Here is a 17,485-nt window from a genome sequence, read left to right on the forward strand (position 1 = left end):
GGACGAGTGGGGAAAACGGACGCGGGCCGGAGGAGGGGGCGACGGCTCATCGCGCGTCTTACCCCTCGTCCGGCCCTGCGTCCACCTTCACCCGAGAGAGGGAAGGTCGTGATCGGGATCGCTCGGCTTACTCGTCGTCGTCGTCGTCCGCCTCTTCCTCGACCTCGACGTCGGCCTCGTCGTCGTCGTCCTCGACCTCTTCCTCGACGACGGGCTCGACGACTTCCTTCGCGGCGGCCGCGGCCTTGGCGGCCTTGGCGCGGGAGGGGGCGACCTCGGGGCGGGGGATGGAGGCGCCGATGCCGGGGGCGTCGGCGGGCATCTCTTCCTTGGTACGCTGGATGAAGTGGGTCCCCTTGCCCTTGGCCGTCAGCTCGGCGGCGCGGGCCTCGGCGGCCTCCCGCTGGTTGAACTCGAAGGTGCCGACGGCCTTGTAGGCGTCGTTCATGACGACCCACACGACCTTCATGCGGGCGGCCGGCTTGGGGGCGCGGGCGGACTTGGCCTTGGATTTCGCCGGGGCCTTGGCCTTCTTCTTGGGCTTCCGGTCGACGACCTCGTCATCGTCGACCTCGACGACCTCGTCGGTCTCGTCTTCCATGGGGTCGAGAGGCTCGGCGGCCTCGCTCTGTCGTCGCAATTCCAGCCGGTTCAGCGGTTTCCCAGCCATGAAACCGTTCCTCGCATCTCAGAAGAAGGAGCCCAAGGCATCGCCTTGCGAAGAGTCTCGCGGAGGGCGACGGGTGGGCCGTCGCGACCGCGCACGATCCTTCAGCTTACTCCAACATGCGAGCTTCCGACAAGGCGGACGGCCGCAGCGTCGCGTGGGCCCGCCCGTCGGGCCGCCAGCCGCGGCGCACGGAGTCGGTGATCGCCGCCCCGGCCTGGACCCTCGCCATGATCATCCGGATGCGGGTCAGCAGCTCGGACGGGTGGTACGGCTTGCCCAGCGTGTCGAAGACCCCGAGCGTGTGCAAGGCTTCGATGTGCGACTCCAGCACGGCCGCGCTGCAGACCAGGAAGGGCTGGCGGGGGTTCATGAGCTTGATCTGCCGGCAGGCCTCCACGCCGGGGAGGACGGGCAGGTTGAGGTCGAGCAGGATGACGTCGTACGGCCCCCCGCACGCGTACGCGTCCACCGCGGCCTGGCCGTCGGCGACGGGCTCGACGTCGTAGTTCTCCAGCGTCAGGAACTGGTGGACGAGCCCGCGCAGCACGTTCTCGTCCTCGACGAGCAGCAGTCTCCCGAGCGGATCCATGCTCATGAGCGTCTCTCTCCGGCCGAAGGTCCACCCCGGGCGATGCGAAGCCGTCGGACGTCCCCCTCGATCCTGGGCGTCCCATGACCGACCTGTCGGGCGGGGGGCGAGGCGAATGCAGGCGTCCCCGGGATCCGTCCCGAGTCGCTGGGGGCGTGAGTCGTCGTCGACGCCGTCCGGGTCTTCCCCGGGCGCGGCGCGAGTCTAGCCGAAGGCACCGATTCGGGCCATGCGGAATTGCGGCCTCCCGAAACGGCGAACCGAGACCAACCTATCCTGGGAGGCCGCGCCTGCGTCGGGGGCTGAGGCGGGATCGAGGGGAACCGGAAGAGGCCTGGAGCGGGGAAAAAACAAAAAACGCGGGACGACGAAAGGGCCTTAATTCTGAACCTATCCCCTTGAATACCAGAGGCTTGAGTCCGATGGGTTCGATGGTGAAAAGGGCGAAGGAAGCCGAAGCGAAGCCGAGCGCGGTCACTCGTCGTCGCCGAGCACGCGCTTCTTGCGGAGCATGTGGTGGTAGTGCTGGGCGAAGCGGTGGGCCTCGTCGCGGACGTACTGCAAAAGCCGCAGGGCGTACGCGCGGCGGCGGAGGACGATGGGGTCGGACCGGCCGGGGACGTAGATCTCCTCCTCGCGTTTGGCGAGCGAGATGAGGGTCGGCGGCTGGACCCCTTTGGCCTCGAAGGCGTCGAGCGCGGCGCTGAGCTGGCCCTTGCCGCCGTCGATCAGGAAGATGTCGGGGAAGGGCTCGTCGCGCTCGCGGAGGCCGTCGATCCGGCGGCCGACGACCTCGCGGATCGAGGCGAAGTCGTCGACCCCGGCCACACTCTTGATCCGGTAGCGGCGGTAGCCCGGCTTGAAGGGGAGGCCGTCGACGAACGTCACGAGCGAGCCGACGGTCTCGGTCCCGCCCAGGTGGGCGATGTCGACGCCGTCGATCGTCCGGGGCGTCGACTCCAGGTGGAGCACCCGCTTGAGGCCCTTCAGCCCCTTGCGGGGGTCGATGTAGAAGACCTCGGGCTGGGCGTGCTTGGCGAGGTCGCCCCGCAGGTTGAGGTTCGCCAGGGCCTTGATCTCGTCGCGGATCCGCGCGGCCTTCTCGAACTGGAGGGCCTTGCCGGCCTCGCGCATCTCCTCGTTCATCTCCTTCAGCAGGACGTCCTTCTTGCCGTCCAGGAAGAGGCGGAGGCGGTGGATGTCGCGACGGTAGGTCTCGCGGTCGATCCGCATGTTGCAGGGGGCCGTGCACTGGTCGATCGACGCCAGCAGACAGGGCCGGAACCAGCGCCAGCGGGGGTCGTCCTCGTCGATCTCCAGCGAGCAGGTGCGGAACTTGAAGATCCGCTGGAGCACCTGGATCGCCCCCCGCAGGCTCTTGGCACGGGGGAAGGGGCCGTAGAGCTTCACGCCGGAATCGAGGGGCTCGCGGGTGAAGTTGACCCGCGGGAAGTCCTCGCCGGTGGTGATCTGGAGGTACGGGAAGCTCTTGTCGTCCTTGAGGTCGCGGTTGTGCTTGGGCTGGATGTCCTTGATCAGCCGGGCTTCCAGGAGCAGGGCGTCGACCTCGCTGTCGGCGGGGAGGTGGTCGATGTCGGCCACCTCGCCGATCCAGTTGACGATCCGCTTGTCGGTCTCGGCGGCCTTATGGAAGTACGACCCGGCCCGCGCGCGGAGGTTCTTCGCCTTCCCGATGTAGATGACCCGCCCGAGGGCGTCTTTCATCAGGTAGATGCCCGGGGTGTTCGGGAACTTCCGGACCTTCTCGGCGGGAGAAAGCGCGTCCTCGGCTTGGGATTCGGACATGCGGACTCCGGGTCGACGTGGGCCGTCCGGTCCGTGCGGTCCTTCCGCAAGGTTGTCGTGCTAGGCCACGTCCTCGAGATATTTTTCGATGTCGGTGGTCATCCGGTCAAGGACCGCCTTGGTATCGGCCTTGGCCGAGGCCAGGGCGTCGGGGTCGGCGACCGGGCTGCGGGCGAAGAGGTAGAACTTGATCTTGGGCTCGGTGCCCGACGGCCGGGCGGCGAATCGGACCCCGTCGCGCTCGGTGTGGAAGATCAAGAGGTCGCCCGACGGCTCGGTGAGCGGCAGGGTCTTGCCCGAGCCGCTCAGGTCGCGGATCTCGTGCGTCCCGTAGTCGTAGACCTCGGTGACGGGGAAGCCGGCGACGGACCTCGGGGGCGATTCGCGGAAGGCCTTCATGATCGAGCGGATCTTGCCGAGCCCCTCGCGGCCGGTGTAGGTCTTGTTGATCAGCCGCTCGCCGTAGTGGCCGACGTCGATGTAGAGGTCGTCCAGGTACTCGACGACCGTCTGCCTGCGGTCCTTGCAGGTGGCGGTCAGTTCGGCGAAGAGGAGCGAGGCGATGGAGGCGTCCTTGTCGCGGGCGTAGGTCCCCTTGAGGTAGCCGTGCGACTCCTCGAAGCCGAAGAGGAAGCCGACCGGCCCCTCGCGGTCGACGCGCTGGGCGATCCACTTGAAGCCGACGAGCAGGTCGTCCTCGGTCCGGATCCCCTCGCGCTTGCCGAGGGCCTTGGTCATCTGGCTGGAGACCAGGGTGGTGACGAGGTAGTGGTCGGGCCGGAGCCGGCCCAGGTCGGCGTTCTGCTTCATGACGAAGGCCGCGAGCAGCACGCCGATCTGGTTGCCGTCGAGCGTGATCCACGCGCCGGACGGGTCGCCGGTCGCCGGCAGGCCGACGCCGATGCGGTCGGCGTCGGGGTCGCTGGCGAGCACCAGGTCGGCCCCGGTGGCCTTGGCCTCGGCGATGGCCGCCTGCAGGGCCGAGGGGTTCTCGGGGTTCGAGACGTGGTTGGGGACGTTCGGGAAGTCGCCGTCCTGGGTCCGTTGCGACGCCAGGATGTTGACGTCCAGGAATCCGTCCGCCTTGAGCACCGCGGCGACCGAGGTCTCGCCGACGCCGTGCAGCGGGGTGTAGACGATCGAGATCCCCCGCGCGTGGCTGACCGACTCGCCCACGACCGAGGTGATGTAGGCCGTGTCGACCTCGGCTCCCGCGTAGACGATCGAGCCGTCCTTGAGGCCGTCTTCGAGGGACTTCTCGGGGATGTCGCGGTCGGAGGCGGCCTCGACGCAGGCGATGATCCCCGCGTCGTCGGGGGGGACGACCTGGCCGCCGTTGGCCGCATAGCACTTGAAGCCGTTGTCCGAGGGCGGGTTGTGCGAGGCCGTGATCATGATCCCCGCGTCGCAGCCCAGGTGCCGCACGGCGAACGAGAGCAGGGGGGTCGAGCGGGCGTCCTTGAACAGGTGGACCTTCACGCCGGCACCGGCCAGCACCCGAGCGCACAGCTCGGCGAACTCGGGCGAGTTGTGGCGGGTGTCGCGGGCGATCACGCACGAGCAGGCCGCGCCGGGACCTTTGGCGCGCTGGATGTAGTCGGCCAGGCCGCGGGCGCTCTCGGCGATGGTGCGGCTGTTGAGGACGTTCGTCCCGACCGGGTACATGATCCCGCGACGGCCGCCGGTGCCGAACTCCAGGACCGCGAAGAAGGCGTCGTCGAGCGGCTTCCAGCGGCCGGCCTCGACGTCCTGCAGGAGCTTCTCGCGATACTGCGCGAACGGGGCCTCGTCGAGCCACCGCTTGATCCCGGCCGCGGCCGACGACGACAGCTGCCCCCCCCGTTCGGCGTCTTCGATCTTCGCAAGGGCGGCGTCCACGGTGATCATGGCGGGAAGGCTCCAGCTGAGGCGGATTCCGGCGGCGGGCCCGCGCCCGGTCGGCGGCCCTCAAGGCTACTCAGAAAAGGGCCCACCGACAAGCAAACGGCGTCCCCTCGGGGCGGGAAAGCCGGCCCCTGAGCCGGCCCTTGCGGTCGGCGCAACTCGATTCTTTAGCAAAACTTTCGACGGAATGGACCCGCATCGGGCCTTGTAAAAAGGGCGACTTTGTAATTTCCTCTTGACACGAGTTGGGCTCTCGCAACCAGGGACCTTCGCCGGAATCGCGGCATCGAGGTCCTCGCGAAGAAAAACGCGCGACGGAACCCCAACGGCATCGGGCGTTTGCGCCGGCTCTTTAAGACATGGGCAATCCTCTTCCCGGTCATGGCACGGTGGTTGCTCAATGAGTAATTCGCTGAGACGGAGACGACAATCATCGCCCCAGGCAGATTCATTAAAGTCGTCATGGTCGACCAGCACGATGATTAGGGCGGACACGGAAGATCGCCGACACCGGTCGGGTCCTCGGGACTCGCCGCTTGCCGATAGACAGGGAGGTCACGATGGCTCGACCGACGTCACGACGATCGCTGCGATTCGAGAACCTTGAGGATCGCCAACTGCTGTCGTCGGTCGCCCCCAACAACGACCAGCAACTCGCCCTCCAGCTGATCAACATGGCCCGCACGACCCCCCAGGCGGCGGCCCAGTGGATCTCGAAGAACGTCGGCTCGGACGTCTCCAAGACGCTCAAGGCCTACAACGTCGACGTCAACGCGGTGAAGGCCACGATCGCCAACAGCCGGCCCCTGCCCCCCGTGGCCTGGAACTCGAACCTCGCCGACGCCGCCCAGGCCCACAGCCAGGACATGGCCGACAACCAGTTCCAGTCGCACACCGGCTCGGACGGCTCCTCGGCCGACGCCCGGATCGCGAGCTCGGGCTACAAGGCCGCGACGACCGGCGAGAACGCCTTCGCCTACGCCAACAGCGTCGACAACGCGATGCAGGCGTTCCTCTACGACTGGGGCGTCGCCGACGCCGGCCACCGCCGCAACCTGCTGCAGCCCGGCGTCTCGCCCGACGCCTCCTTCACCGACGTCGGCGTCGGCGTCGCCAAGTCGACCGGCAAGGTCGGCCCCGTCCTGGTGACCCAGGACTTCGGCAGCCGCAGCAACGCCCCGGCCCAGCTCGTCGGCGTGGTCTACGGCGACAGCGACGGCAACGACTTCTACACCCCCGGCGAAGGGCAGGGGGGCGTCGAGATCGACGCCACCAACCTCGACAGCGGCAAGACCGCCTCGACCAAGACCTGGGACTCGGGCGGCTACCAGATGCCGCTCTCGCCCGGCCGCTACCAGGTGACCGCCAGCGAGAACAACGTGGTCATCAAGCAGATCAACCTCTCGGTCGCGAACCTGAACGTCGCCCAGGACTTCCTCACCAGCGACGCCTGGGACGGCCGCTCGCTGTCCGCCGCGACCGCCAAGTCCACGCCCCCGGCGGCGCCCACGGTCCAGGCCGCCCGGGTCGCTCCGGCGGCCGTGACGATGGCCGCGACGTCGGCCCCGGCCCCGACGCCCACGCCGGCCCCGGTCACGGTCAGCGTCGCCTCGACGCCCGCTCCCTCGAACGGCTCCAAGGTGGCGGTCTTCGCCCCGAGCGACTGGAAGGGCCCGTCGGTCACGGTCGCCTCGACGCCCGCCGACGACGCCGCCACGGCCAAGGCCCCGCTCGCCAACTGGACGACCTGGAAGGCCAACGCCCGCTGAGGCGGCCGCCCGGCGACCACCGAAACGCCGGCCCGCCTCGCGCGGGTCGAGTGAGATCCACCCCTCCGACCATCTGGGGATCGTCGGAGGGGTGGTTCGTTTCGAAGGCGATGCTCAGGCGTCGCCCTGGACGGTGACGACCACCAACCGCCGGTGCGGCTGCGTCCGGTGCTCCCAGACAAAGACGCCCTGCCAGGTCCCGAGCGCCGGCGAGCCGTCGACGACGGGGATCGTGAGGGCCGTCTGGGTCAGGATCGACCGCACGTGGGCGGGCATGTCGTCGGGGCCTTCGAGCGTGTGCCGGAACAGCGGATCGCCGTCGGGAGCCAGCCGCGCCGCGAACCGTTCGAGGTCCTGGCGGACGCTCGGGTCGGCGTTCTCGCAGACGATCAGCGAGGCGCTCGTGTGCCGGATGAAGACGTTGCAAAGCCCCGTCCGAACGCCCGACGCGGCGACGATCTGCTCGACCTCGGCCGTGATCTCGATCGTCCCGCGACCGCGAGAGGGGACTGTCAGAGTCTGCTGGTGGATCACGAGGCTCTCCGGGGGCGAAGCTGAGGGGTCGATCGGCCTGGGAAGCCCCGGAGGCTCGCGAAAGCGGTCCGGCCCCCCGAATCGAACATAAGGTCTATTATCAGACCCAAGCCCGACGTCCGAAACCCCGGCCCTGCCGGTGCCGTCCGGTCGAACGATCCTGCCGACGGCGACGTCTCGCCCTCCCAGCTTGCCCGAGGTCGTTCCGTCGCGGTACCATCCCGCGCAGTGGTCCGCTCTCCGACGCTCCCGCCGCCGAGGATTCCCTCCCATGACGTACCGACGAGTGCTCCTCGGCTTCGCGTGCCTGGGGCTCGGCCTCACGGCCGCTGCGGCCGATCCGCCGATGAAGCCCACGCTCCGCGTCCAGCCGCCGCATCTCTGGCGGCCGCCGTTCCACCTCGACCGCGTCGGCCGGCCGTCCACGGTCGTGATCGCCGTCGCCGAGGCCCCGAAGCCCGGGAGCCTCCAGCTCGCCGAGTTTCGCGTAGGCCGCGAGACGACCCGCCGCGACCTCGTCTTCCCTCCCCAGCCGCCGTTCGAGACCCGAGTCGAAGTCGACCCGACGGTCGCCGAGGTCGTCCTGTTCGCCGACCAGACCACGGAGGCGGCCCGCCTGGCCATTACTCGCCCCGACCTGGAAGCCGAGGCCGTCGCCCGCGCCGAGCCGGTCGTGAACCCCGTCGACCTGGACGCGATCCTCCCGCCCGCCGACTGGATCCTCCTGGGACCCGGCCAGACCGCGGTCGTCGAGGTCGCCGGGCTCGTTCGGAACCACGACGAGCCCGAGGCCCGCGTCGAGGCCGGCTTCGCCTCGGGGCCGGCGAGGCGATCGGTCTCCATGCCGCTGACCGCGGACCAAAGGGCGACCAGCCGGCTGGCACTCCCCCGGCCCGCGACCGCCGCCGATCGCGACGTCCTGCACATCGCCCTCCTCGGCCGCGAGGGCAAGACGCTCTGGAGCAAGGACGTCCCGGTGATGCTTGTGAACCAGGTTCCCACGCGCCCGGCATTCGGGGCCTACGAGACGAAGCTGCGTTACGACGCCCCGATTTCGGTCCGGGACCCGGCGACGGGGACGTTTTCGTCGCTGGACTACGCCAAGGGCTGGGATCCGGGGCTCAAGGACGTCGTCGTCCGGCTGCCCAACGGCGGCCGTTACGTCTTCTGGCGAGGTTCGAGCTACATTCCCTTCTGGGCTGGCAAGCACAACACGGGTGCATGCTATGAATGGGCCGAGGTCATCTCCCCCCAGCCGGGCGCGGTCGACTGCGTCGAGCCTTTGATGGACAAGGAGTTGCGCTACGGTCGCGTGGCGATCGTCGAGTCCACCGAGGCCCGCGTCCACGTCCGCTGGACCTATCAGTCGACCGACCTGAACTACAAGGTCTGGGGCGACCAGGCCGTGGAGGACTACTACTTCTACCCCGACGGCTTCGGCACGCGCGTGGTCAGTTTGAAGACCGATCCCGCGACCGAGTACGAGCTGAACGAGTTGATCGTCCTGACCCCTCAAGGGGCTTTCCCGCTCGACGTCCTGCCCGACGACATCGTCGACGCGATCGCCCTGGACGGGACGAAACGGGCCTATCGGATGCCGATCGCCAGCGAGGACGCCAAGCCGAAGGGGGGCGAGCCGCCGGCGATCTATCGGCTGCGTCTCAACCGTCGCGAGGAGCAGGCGGCCGTCTGTTTCAACCCGGGCGATCGGTCGTTCCCCACGGTGCTCTTCGGCCCTTTCCTAGATCAGGGCGTGCTGGTGACCCCCTGCTACTGGGGTAGCCACTGGCCGCTGGCCCGGGGCAACGCCACCGGCTCGAAGATCGACGACCGTGTCGCCGCCAGCCCCTGCCACAACAGCGTCATGAGCTGGGCCGCGGCGCGTCCCGAACCGATCGCCGAGAGCCGCCGGCTGATGGTCGACGCCGCCGGCAAGGCCCGGATGATGTCCATGAGGCGCTGGGCGTGGCTGATAGGCATGTCCGACGCGGCCGACGACCGCCTTCTGCAGTGGGCTCGAAGCTACGCCCGGCCCCCCTCGCTGGAGGTCGTCGGCGGGAAGGTCGGTTACGAGGGTTGGTCCGCCGAGCGTCGCGCCTTCGCGGTGACGGTCGAAGGGCCGAAGGTCGAGATCGGCGTTCGGCCCGACGTCCCCTGCGTGAACCCGGCCTTCGAGCTGACCGGGGCCCCGAAAGGACGGCCGAAGGTGTCGCTCGACGGCGTCTCGCTCGGCCCGGAGGCCTTCGCCTGGGACGGCCGGACGCTCTGGCTCGACGCCACGATCGTCGGGCCTTCGCGGCTGACCCTGGATTTCGGAACGCCGACCGGTTCCGATCCCGGCACGGAGGTCTTGAAGCCTTGACGACCCGGACGGGTCCCTTGCGAAAGTGCTTGTGACCAACAAAGAATGATTCGTTGAGTCCGGTCGCGCGCCGACCGAAGGAGGCCGGGCCGGGAGGGCTGTCGGGGCCTGTTCGGGCGAGCGGAGCGGGTCCCTTCTGGAGAACATCATCGTGTCGACGTGGACTGTTAGACGAGGCGTCGCCCTGTCGGCGTCCTTCATCCTGGCTCTTTGCGCAGGCCCCGAAGTCGGGGCCCAGGTCGCGGCCGGGCCGACCTCGAAAACCGCGGCCGAGGCCGAGATCCGGGCCTTCGACGCCGCGTTCGTGGACTGGTACAACAAGGGCGACGCCAAGGCGTTGGCCTCCCTGTACACCGAGGACGCCGATGTCTTCGAGGCCGACGGCGCGCGCTATCGGGGCCGCGACCTCATCGAGCGCAGCTATACCGAGACAATCGCCGCCCAGAAGGGGGCCAAACTCACCCTGGAGATCGAGTCGATCCGCCCCCTGTCGGCCGACGTCGTCAAAGAGGAGGGGCGCTCATTGACGACCCTCGCGACCGGTGCCGTGGTGCCCCGGTTCTACACGGCACTCTTCGTCAAGAGCGACGGCCGCTGGCTGATCGCGAGCGTCCGCGAGGAGACCGACTCGCTGGTCCGTCCTCACGATCGGCTCAAGGAGCTGGACTGGCTGATCGGCGACTGGGTCGCCGCGGGAACGGAATTGGACGCCCAGGTCCACGGCGGCTGGTCGGCCGACGGCAACTTCCTAATCCTCGACTACAGCGTCAAGCGCGGGGTTAAGCCCATGATGCAGGTGACCCAACGGGTGGGCTGGGACGCCGTGGCGAGCCAGTTCCACTCCTGGGAGTTCGATTCCGAAGGCGGTTTCGGAGAAGGTATTTGGAGCCGGGACGGAGAGCGCTGGGTCGTCAAGCAGACCGGCGTCCGTCCCGAGGGCGTCACGGCCTCGTCGACCCGCATCCTGACCCGCAAACGCGCCTACCTCGTGTCATTGCTCGTCACCGATCAGGTCGTCGGCGGCGTCGCCATACCCGGAGAGGAAAGGTCGGCCCTGACCCGGGTTCCGCCGGTGCCGCAGCTCGGCGCCGGCCCCCCCCGCCCGATCAACGAAAAGAGCCCGCAATGATCCGCGCACGATCGATCCTCGCCGTCAGCCTCGTCTCGATCCTGTTCGTCGGTTCCGGTCTGGCGTTCGGACGCGGCTTCGGCGGCGGCGGACGCGGCGGCGGCGGCTTCCGCGGCGGCGGCTTCCGCGGCGGCGGCGGCTTCCGCGGCGGAGGCATGGGAGGCGGAGGCTTCCGCGGGGAGCTTTGGCGGGGGGGGCGGCTTCCGGGCGGATATGGCGGCGGCGGTTACCGCGGCGGGGCCGGCGGCTACGGAGGGGGGTATCGGGGCGGCTACGGCGGCTCGTCGTTTGCGCATACACCGTCGTTCAGCTCGGCCGGGACCTTCAATCGCGCCGGCGGCGAGTTCCGCGGCTACAACCCGTACGGCGGGGGCTTCGGCCGCGGCCGTGGCTATGGCGGCTACGGCGCGGACTACCGGACGATGGGCTATCGGCCCTACGGCTACAACGCCTACGGCGGCTACCACAACAATTGGATGCACGGCTACTGGAACGGCGGGAACTGGGGCTGGGGCGGCGGTTGGGGGCTCGCGGCCGGCGCGGGGCTGGGCTGGGGGCTTTCGAACTGGGGCTTCGGCTCGTCGCTCTACGACATGGGGTACAGCTCGTACTCGAACCCCTACTACGCCATCAACGGCATCAACCCGACGACCGGGATCGCCTACGACTACGCGACCCCGATCGACACGAGCGCCCCGCCGGTCGCGGATTCCCTGGCCGATCAGGGCGTCGCCTCGTTCGATTCCGCCCGCGACTCGTTCTCGCAGGGCAACTACGATCAGGCCCTTCAACAGGCCGACGCCGCGCTCAAGCAGACGCCCAACGACACGGCTCTCCACGAGTTCCGGGCCCTCTGCCTGTTCGCCCTGAAGAGGTACGACGAGGCGGCCACCGTGCTCTACTCGGTCCTCTCGGTCGGGCCGGGCTGGAACTGGGCCACGCTGATCGGCCTCTACCCGAACGTCGACGTCTACACGGCGCAGCTCCGCGCCCTGGAAGAAGCGACCAAGGCGAACCCCCAATCGGCCGCCGACCGGTTCGTCCTGGCGTATCAATACCTGGCCCAGGGGCACGACGAGGCCGCCGCGAACATCCTCAAGCAACTCGTGGCGATCAAGCCGGACGACACCCTCTCGGCCCGTCTTCTGGCCAAGCTTTCGCCACCGGCCGACGCCGCACCCACGGCGGCCGCGGCCCCGGCCGCCTCCGAGCCCCCCGCCGGAGCCACGCTGGCGGGCGACTGGACGGCCAAGCCCCGGCCCGACGGCGCGATCACCCTGGACGTCCAGCCCGACGGCAAGTTCACCTGGAGCGTCACGAAGGGCGGTCAGGTGAAGCGGTTCTCGGGGACGTCGACCTACGGCGAGGGGTTGCTGACGCTCGTGCAGAACGAGGGCCCCGCCCTGGTGGGCAAGATCGACTGGACCGACGCCAACCACATCACCTTCCGCGTGGCCGGCTCGGGCGCCGAAGATCCGGGGCTCAGCTTCTCGCGCTGATCCAGTCGTGAACAGGGAGGCGGAGAGGCGGTTTCGGCCGCCTCTCCGCGGATCCTCATTCCTGCGACGTCAGAAATCCGTGATAGACGCCCAGCCAGTAGGAGAGCGTCCAGGCCACGCCGTCGTCCTCGCGACGGCCGTCGCCGCCCCAGTCGGCCCGCCAGGGGTCGGCGTTCCAGCGCGCCTGGGTGCGTTCGGCGGGCGAGAGCACGCGGTCGAGCACCGTGTTGATCCGCCGGTGCCCGGGCTCGTGGCGGATCCGGATGTCGTGGCGCTGGGTGTTCTTCGTCGTCCAGGCGACCAGGTCCCAGGGCCATTCGCGGAGCGTCTCTCGGGCGTCCTCGACGTCGCAACGGCGGCCCGTCGAGGCGCCGTAGATGAAGTTGTAGAGCGGGCTCCGCTCGGCCCGGATCGACTGCTCGCCCTCGATCGGCTCCCACGTCCGGGCGATGCTTTGCACCAGGATCCGCCGCTTCGCCGGGTCCTTCTCCAGCATCAGCAGCGGGTAGTAGCAGAGGTAGAGCAGCTCGTCGTCGGAGTGGTTGATGTCGGCCCAGCGGCCCCCCTCGTGGCGACGCATGAGCAAGGTGTTGAGCAGGTAGTGGTGATCCTGGATCAGGCGGTCGGCGGCCTCGGCGTACTTGCGATCGCCGGTGATGTGCTCGGCCACCTTGAGGAACATCAGGATCTCGATCGAGTTGAGGGCGCGGAGGTCGTAATACAGCGGGTGCTCGTTGATGAGTTCCGGCGTCCAGATCCCCCAGCGCGTCTTGCGGCCCGTATGGTCGATCAGGGTGTAGTCGTTCTTGAGGATCCCGTCCGTGACGCGCCGGACGACCGCGGCGATCTCGGCCTTCTCACCTTGGTCGGCCACCAGGTCGTGGTACAGATACCAGGCGAAGTAGTGGCCGTCGAGCTCGTCGCTGCTGGTATCCCCCTTGCACCAGAGGTTGGGGTGCGTCGCCGAGCGATACCAGACCCGCGCGGTCTCACCTGGGGCGTGGACCTTGTCCGTCGGCGTGAATCCGTTGACGCCGGCCGCGACCTCCTCGTCGGTCACGATCGCGCGGGCCGGGAAGCCGGGGATGCCCGACAGCCGCTCCAGGTCGAGCAGGGCGCTCATCGACCGCTGCGCCTCCCGTCGTGCGGCCGGGTCCTTCGTCGCTCCGAAGCGGAGAGCCTGGGCGCCGACGTACATGGAGGTCCACAGGCCGTCGTTGTCGCTCACGTCGAAGACGGCGCCCCTGGACACGTCTCCCGGCGTCTTCAGGTCGATGGCGGCGATGTATCCGCGGCGGCTGTGGCGCTCCTGGACGATCCGGTCGAAATGGGCGGCCTTCTCGGCCAGCGTCGTAGGCAGGTCCTCGATGCAGGCGACGCCCGTCTTCGTTTCGAGCCAGGTCCGGCCCTTCGCATCGGTCCAGACGGCCTGGACCTCGTTGTCGGGCAGCCAGCGCAGGCCCCAGAAGTACTGAAAGACGCCGTCGCGGAGCCGCCACGCCCCCTCAGGCGTCCCGGCCCAGACGTCGCCGCCGGGGGCGAGGTGCAGGCAGTTGACGTTCTCGTAGGGCACGCCGTCGAGGCGGCCGAGCTTCTGCCACCACTGATCGCCGTCGCATAAGAAGACGCCGCGGTCGGTGCCGACCCAGAGCTGACCCAGCCGGTCGGCCGTCAGCGTCTTGATCTTCGTGTTCCAGGGGACTTGTTGCTGCCCGGGTTCCGGATGCCGCGGCCCGACTTCGAGGCGCTCGTAACCCGCTTCGGTCGAGCGGAAGGGGCCGTCTTCGGTGAGCACCCAGATCCGGCCGTTCGCGGCCCGAGCGGCCGAGAGCACTTTCAAACCTTCGGGCAGCTTCGACCGGTCGACGAAGTCGAACGAGGGCGAGGGCCGGCTCACGCCCTCGGGGAGGGAGGCGCCCTTCGCATACCTGGTCGCGACGAGCTGCGGATAGGTTGCGGACGTCGCGCGGCCCGGCGCAGACGCCAGGAGGAGCCCGGCGAGCACGGGCGCGAGGATGTTCCTGCACAACAAGGGCGGGGCTCCCGAGGGGGCTGGATCGATCGAGGGGAGACGGTGGGGAGAGGGGCCGGCGGCGACGCCAGGCTGACATGCTAAGGCCCATGGACGATCGATGCAACGACCGGCTCGGCTTGATCCCCGCCGCAGGCTCGGTCATGCTTGGCGATCATCCCGCCGGCCCACCCCTGGAGGTTGCAGAGCGATCATGAGAGACACCGGACCTCCCGCCCCTGCGTCGAAGACCCTGCCCTGGGCGTGGCTGCTGCTCGCGCTGGTGGGCGCGGGGGCGGCCGACGACCGCGTCGCCGTCGGGGTCGACGCCGAGGGCTGCGTGGCGGTCTCGCGGATCGTCTCGGCCCTGGCCGGCGCGACGGGGCAGGACGTCAAGGCGCCCGAGGCCGACCTGACGCTCCCCGTGCGAGGGCTGGCCGGCGCCCTGGGTCGTTCCCTGCTCAAAGATTGCCTGGGCGACGACGTGGGGATCGACTTCACACGCGAGGCCGTGGTCTTCGTCGTCCCACAAGCCCTCGGCCGCGACGGCTCGCGGGCTGAGTGGCGCGAGCGGCTCGCCGCGCTGGCGAAGCGGACGGAGGAGGCGGCGGGCCGGCGCGCCCGACACGCCATGCGGGCCCGGCCGTCGTATCGCCCCAACGACCCGACGCGACCGACGATCTGCCTGGTCCACGGCCTCAACTCCTCGTCGGGCGGGTTCGTGCATATGATCCCGCACCTGGAGGCCGCCGGATACGGGATCGTGATGTTCGACTACCCGTTCAACCAGAAGCTCGAGGAATCCTGCGAGGCGTTCCGGGCCGACTGGACGGCGTTCCGCGAGCAGGCCGGCGAGCGTCGGCCGTGGGCGATCCTGGCCCACTCGATGGGGGGGCTCGTGGCCCGCGACTACGTCGAGGGGCCGGGGCGAGGCGCGGGCGACGTCGATTCGCTGATCCTGATCGCCCCCGTCAACCAGGGGACCCACGTGGCCCGGCTCCAGCCCTTGCGGCAGATGATCTCCCAGATGTCGGCGGTCCGCTTCAAGCAGACGACCCAGGCCCTCGCCGAGCTGTCCGAAGGCCCCGGCCGATCGGCCGACGACATGCTGCCGGGGAGCGCGTTCCTGAAGCGGATCAACGCCCGGCCCCCGAACGAGGCGGTCCCCTATCACATCCTCTCCGGCAGCCTCGGGCTGCTCACGGCCGAGTCCCGAAAGCAGATCGAGGATCAACTCGAACAGTTGTCACGGAACGCCGGACCGTTCGCGATCCTGACCCGCGTCGCCGCGGGGGAATTCGCGCCGATCCTCGACGAGCTGACCGACGGCACCGGAGACGGGGCGATCAAGATCGAGGCCACGCGGCTGCCCGGCGCGCCCGATCCCGTCGTCCTCGCCGCCAATCACGCCGAGCTGATCCGGGCCCCCATCCTCTTCGCCGACCCCGGGCCGGTCGTCACCATGCCCTGGATCCTGCGCTGGCTCAAGGGGGACGGGGTCGGCGAGCCCGCCCCCCCCGCCCCGGCCGAGCCGGCTCCGAAGCCCGAGTAAGCGGCTCCGGTCCAAGGGCTTGGGTTCCCGCGCGGCTTCGGATAATCTGGTCAGGCCCAGGGAGAGGCCGCGTCGCGCACGGCCGACCAACCACCTCCGCGCCGAGGACCTGCCGCCCATGTCGCAGACCGTCGATACCACCGCCCTCGCCCCGGAACCACCCCCGAAGACCGAGTCTCATCCGCCGGGCCTCTACGCCCTGTTCACGACCGAGATGTGGGAGCGGTTCAGCTACTACGGGATGCGGGCCCTCCTCACCCTTTATCTGATGAAGGCGATCGGATATCAGGAGGACGGGGCGCTCGAAATCTACGCGATTTATACGGGCCTGGCCTATCTCACGCCGCTGTTCGGCGGTCGCATCGCGGATCTCTACCTGGGGCAGCGAAAGGCGGTCTTCGTCGGCGGCATCCTCATGGCGCTGGGGCAGTTCACCCTCATGCGTCCGGATCTCCTGAGCCTGGGTCTCGGGCTGATGATCCTGGGCAACGGGTTCTTCAAGCCGAACATCTCGGTGATGGTCGGGTCGCTCTACGCCCCCGACGACCTCCGGCGCGACGGGGCCTACACCCTCTTCTACATGGGCATCAACCTCGGGGCGGCGATCTCGCCCTGGGTCACCGGCTATCTGGCCAATCAGTTCGGGTGGGGGTACGGCTTCGCCGCCGCCGGCGTCGGGATGATCCTGGGCCTCTTCGTCTTCCTATTCACCCAGCGTACCCTGCAGGGCGTCGGACTGCCGCCGGGACGCGAAGCCACTCCGAGAGCCACGCTGACTTTCAGGGATTGGATCCAGGTGACGGCCGTGGCCGCGAGCCTGGCCGTCGCGGTCTACGGGGCGATCGAGGTCTGGCCCACGATCCGTTTCCTTTGGTCGCCCTCCTGGCTTCCAGCGGGGTTCGCCTCCTTTGCGTACAAGGCCGCCATCCTCGTGGGTATCGTCGTCCTCTTCCTCCTCGCCACGGAGCGCAAGGCGGACGAGGAGATGGAGGCTCTCCACCAACCGTTCACCGCCGCCGACTGGCAGCGACTCGGTGTGATCGTGGTGATGAGCCTGTTCTCGGTCCTCTTCTGGATGGGCTTCGAGCAGTCCGGCGGAACGCTCAACATTTTCGCCGACCAGAAGGTGGATCGCGTGGTCTTCGGACGCGAGGTCACGACCGAGGTCTTCCAGTCGATCAACCCAATCTTCATCATCGTCCTGGCTTCCGCCTTCGCCGCGCTCTGGACCAGCCTGGCCCGTCGGGGCGTTCGGATCCCGTCGGTGGCCAAGCAGGGAGTGGGGCTGATGTTGCTGGGGCTCGCGCTCGTGGTGATGTACTACGCCGAGCAACGCGCGGGCGTCGTCGGCCGGGTCTCCCCTTTGTGGCTGGTCGCCGTCTATTTCATTTTCACGGTCGCCGAGCTGTTCGTCTCGCCGATCGGCCTGTCGTTGGCGAACAAGCTGTCCCACCCGCGGATCGCATCGTTGATGATGGCCTTCTGGTTCCTCTGCACGGCGGCGGCGAATTACATGGCCGGAATCGTCAAGTATGAGATAGTCCAACCGAACGGGTACAACCTCTGGATCTTTCTCGCGGCCATGTCGTTCTTCCCCGGCCTCCTGCTGCTGGCCCTGACGCCGGTCCTGGTGAAGATGTCGCACGGGCGAGTTTGAACGAGATTCGCATCGACGGAGGA

12 protein-coding genes are annotated in these 17,485 nt (G+C 68.9%); 6 read left to right on the forward strand and 6 right to left on the reverse strand.

The window, feature by feature from the left end:
- Window positions 1-127: 127 nt before the first annotated feature.
- From PZE19_RS07870 to PZE19_RS07885, 4 genes are all read right to left on the reverse strand, one after another.
- Window positions 128-670 (reverse strand): hypothetical protein, encoded by a 543-nt coding sequence (locus tag PZE19_RS07870; protein ID WP_277860032.1) that lies wholly within the window; start codon window positions 668-670, stop codon window positions 128-130.
- A gap of 106 nt (window positions 671-776) precedes the next feature.
- On the reverse strand, window positions 777-1,265 hold the full coding sequence (locus tag PZE19_RS07875; protein ID WP_277860033.1) for a response regulator transcription factor: 489 nt from the start codon (window positions 1,263-1,265) through the stop codon (window positions 777-779).
- Window positions 1,266-1,733: 468 nt separating this feature from the next.
- Window positions 1,734-3,065 carry a UvrB/UvrC motif-containing protein gene (locus tag PZE19_RS07880; RefSeq protein WP_277860034.1) on the reverse strand — a complete coding sequence of 444 codons (1,332 nt, stop codon included), beginning with the start codon at window positions 3,063-3,065 and terminating at the stop codon, window positions 1,734-1,736.
- Between the two features lie 60 nt (window positions 3,066-3,125).
- On the reverse strand, window positions 3,126-4,952 hold the full coding sequence (locus PZE19_RS07885; protein ID WP_277860035.1) for a phospho-sugar mutase: 1,827 nt from the start codon (window positions 4,950-4,952) through the stop codon (window positions 3,126-3,128).
- Between the two features lie 557 nt (window positions 4,953-5,509).
- Here PZE19_RS07885 and PZE19_RS07890 point away from each other — a divergent pair.
- Window positions 5,510-6,718 (forward strand): CAP domain-containing protein, encoded by a 1,209-nt coding sequence (locus PZE19_RS07890; RefSeq protein WP_277860036.1) that lies wholly within the window; start codon window positions 5,510-5,512, stop codon window positions 6,716-6,718.
- A gap of 114 nt (window positions 6,719-6,832) precedes the next feature.
- Here PZE19_RS07890 and PZE19_RS07895 read toward each other — a convergent pair whose 3' ends face one another.
- Window positions 6,833-7,252: a secondary thiamine-phosphate synthase enzyme YjbQ gene (locus PZE19_RS07895; RefSeq protein ID WP_277860037.1), complete on the reverse strand. Its 420-nt coding sequence runs from the start codon at window positions 7,250-7,252 to the stop codon at window positions 6,833-6,835.
- Between the two features lie 271 nt (window positions 7,253-7,523).
- On the opposite strand from PZE19_RS07895, the gene PZE19_RS07900 reads away from it, so the two are divergent.
- The 3 genes from PZE19_RS07900 (at window position 7,524) to PZE19_RS07910 (ending at window position 12,242) form a co-directional block, all read left to right on the forward strand.
- A complete protein-coding gene (locus PZE19_RS07900; RefSeq protein WP_277860038.1) occupies window positions 7,524-9,614 on the forward strand; it encodes a hypothetical protein in 2,091 nt (696 codons plus the stop codon).
- 151 nt (window positions 9,615-9,765) lie between these two features.
- The gene (locus PZE19_RS07905; RefSeq protein ID WP_277860039.1) at window positions 9,766-10,743 is read left to right on the forward strand and encodes a YybH family protein; all 978 of its coding nucleotides are present in this window, start codon (window positions 9,766-9,768) and stop codon (window positions 10,741-10,743) included.
- The gene (locus tag PZE19_RS07910; protein ID WP_277860040.1) at window positions 10,740-12,242 is read left to right on the forward strand and encodes a tetratricopeptide repeat protein; all 1,503 of its coding nucleotides are present in this window, start codon (window positions 10,740-10,742) and stop codon (window positions 12,240-12,242) included. Before PZE19_RS07905 ends, PZE19_RS07910 begins: the two co-directional genes overlap by 4 nt.
- A 55-nt stretch (window positions 12,243-12,297) precedes the next feature.
- Here the strand turns inward: PZE19_RS07910 and PZE19_RS07915 are convergent, their stop codons facing one another.
- Window positions 12,298-14,274, reverse strand: coding sequence for a hypothetical protein (locus tag PZE19_RS07915; protein WP_277860041.1), 1,977 nt, complete (start codon window positions 14,272-14,274; stop codon window positions 12,298-12,300).
- 193 nt (window positions 14,275-14,467) lie between these two features.
- On the opposite strand from PZE19_RS07915, the gene PZE19_RS07920 reads away from it, so the two are divergent.
- Window positions 14,468-15,805 (forward strand): alpha/beta hydrolase, encoded by a 1,338-nt coding sequence (locus PZE19_RS07920; protein ID WP_277860042.1) that lies wholly within the window; start codon window positions 14,468-14,470, stop codon window positions 15,803-15,805.
- A 118-nt stretch (window positions 15,806-15,923) separates the two neighbouring features.
- A complete protein-coding gene (locus PZE19_RS07925; RefSeq protein WP_277860043.1) occupies window positions 15,924-17,462 on the forward strand; it encodes a peptide MFS transporter in 1,539 nt (512 codons plus the stop codon).
- The last annotated feature ends 23 nt before the right edge of the window (window positions 17,463-17,485 follow it).

The sequence above is a fragment of the Paludisphaera mucosa genome (genome assembly GCF_029589435.1).
Lineage (GTDB): Bacteria > Planctomycetota > Planctomycetia > Isosphaerales > Isosphaeraceae > Paludisphaera > Paludisphaera mucosa.

What these genes read in the sequence shown, in the direction of transcription:
- PZE19_RS07870 (WP_277860032.1), bottom strand. Translation starts at nt 670, where the DNA reads ATGGCTGGGAAACCGCTGAACCGGCTGGAATTGCGACGACAGAGCGAG.
- PZE19_RS07875 (WP_277860033.1), bottom strand. Translation starts at nt 1,265, where the DNA reads ATGAGCATGGATCCGCTCGGGAGACTGCTGCTCGTCGAGGACGAGAAC.
- PZE19_RS07880 (WP_277860034.1), bottom strand. Translation starts at nt 3,065, where the DNA reads ATGTCCGAATCCCAAGCCGAGGACGCGCTTTCTCCCGCCGAGAAGGTC.
- PZE19_RS07885 (WP_277860035.1), bottom strand. Translation starts at nt 4,952, where the DNA reads ATGATCACCGTGGACGCCGCCCTTGCGAAGATCGAAGACGCCGAACGG.
- PZE19_RS07890 (WP_277860036.1), top strand. Translation starts at nt 5,510, where the DNA reads ATGGCTCGACCGACGTCACGACGATCGCTGCGATTCGAGAACCTTGAG.
- PZE19_RS07900 (WP_277860038.1), top strand. Translation starts at nt 7,524, where the DNA reads ATGACGTACCGACGAGTGCTCCTCGGCTTCGCGTGCCTGGGGCTCGGC.
- PZE19_RS07910 (WP_277860040.1), top strand. Translation starts at nt 10,740, where the DNA reads ATGATCCGCGCACGATCGATCCTCGCCGTCAGCCTCGTCTCGATCCTG.
- PZE19_RS07920 (WP_277860042.1), top strand. Translation starts at nt 14,468, where the DNA reads ATGAGAGACACCGGACCTCCCGCCCCTGCGTCGAAGACCCTGCCCTGG.
- PZE19_RS07925 (WP_277860043.1), top strand. Translation starts at nt 15,924, where the DNA reads ATGTCGCAGACCGTCGATACCACCGCCCTCGCCCCGGAACCACCCCCG.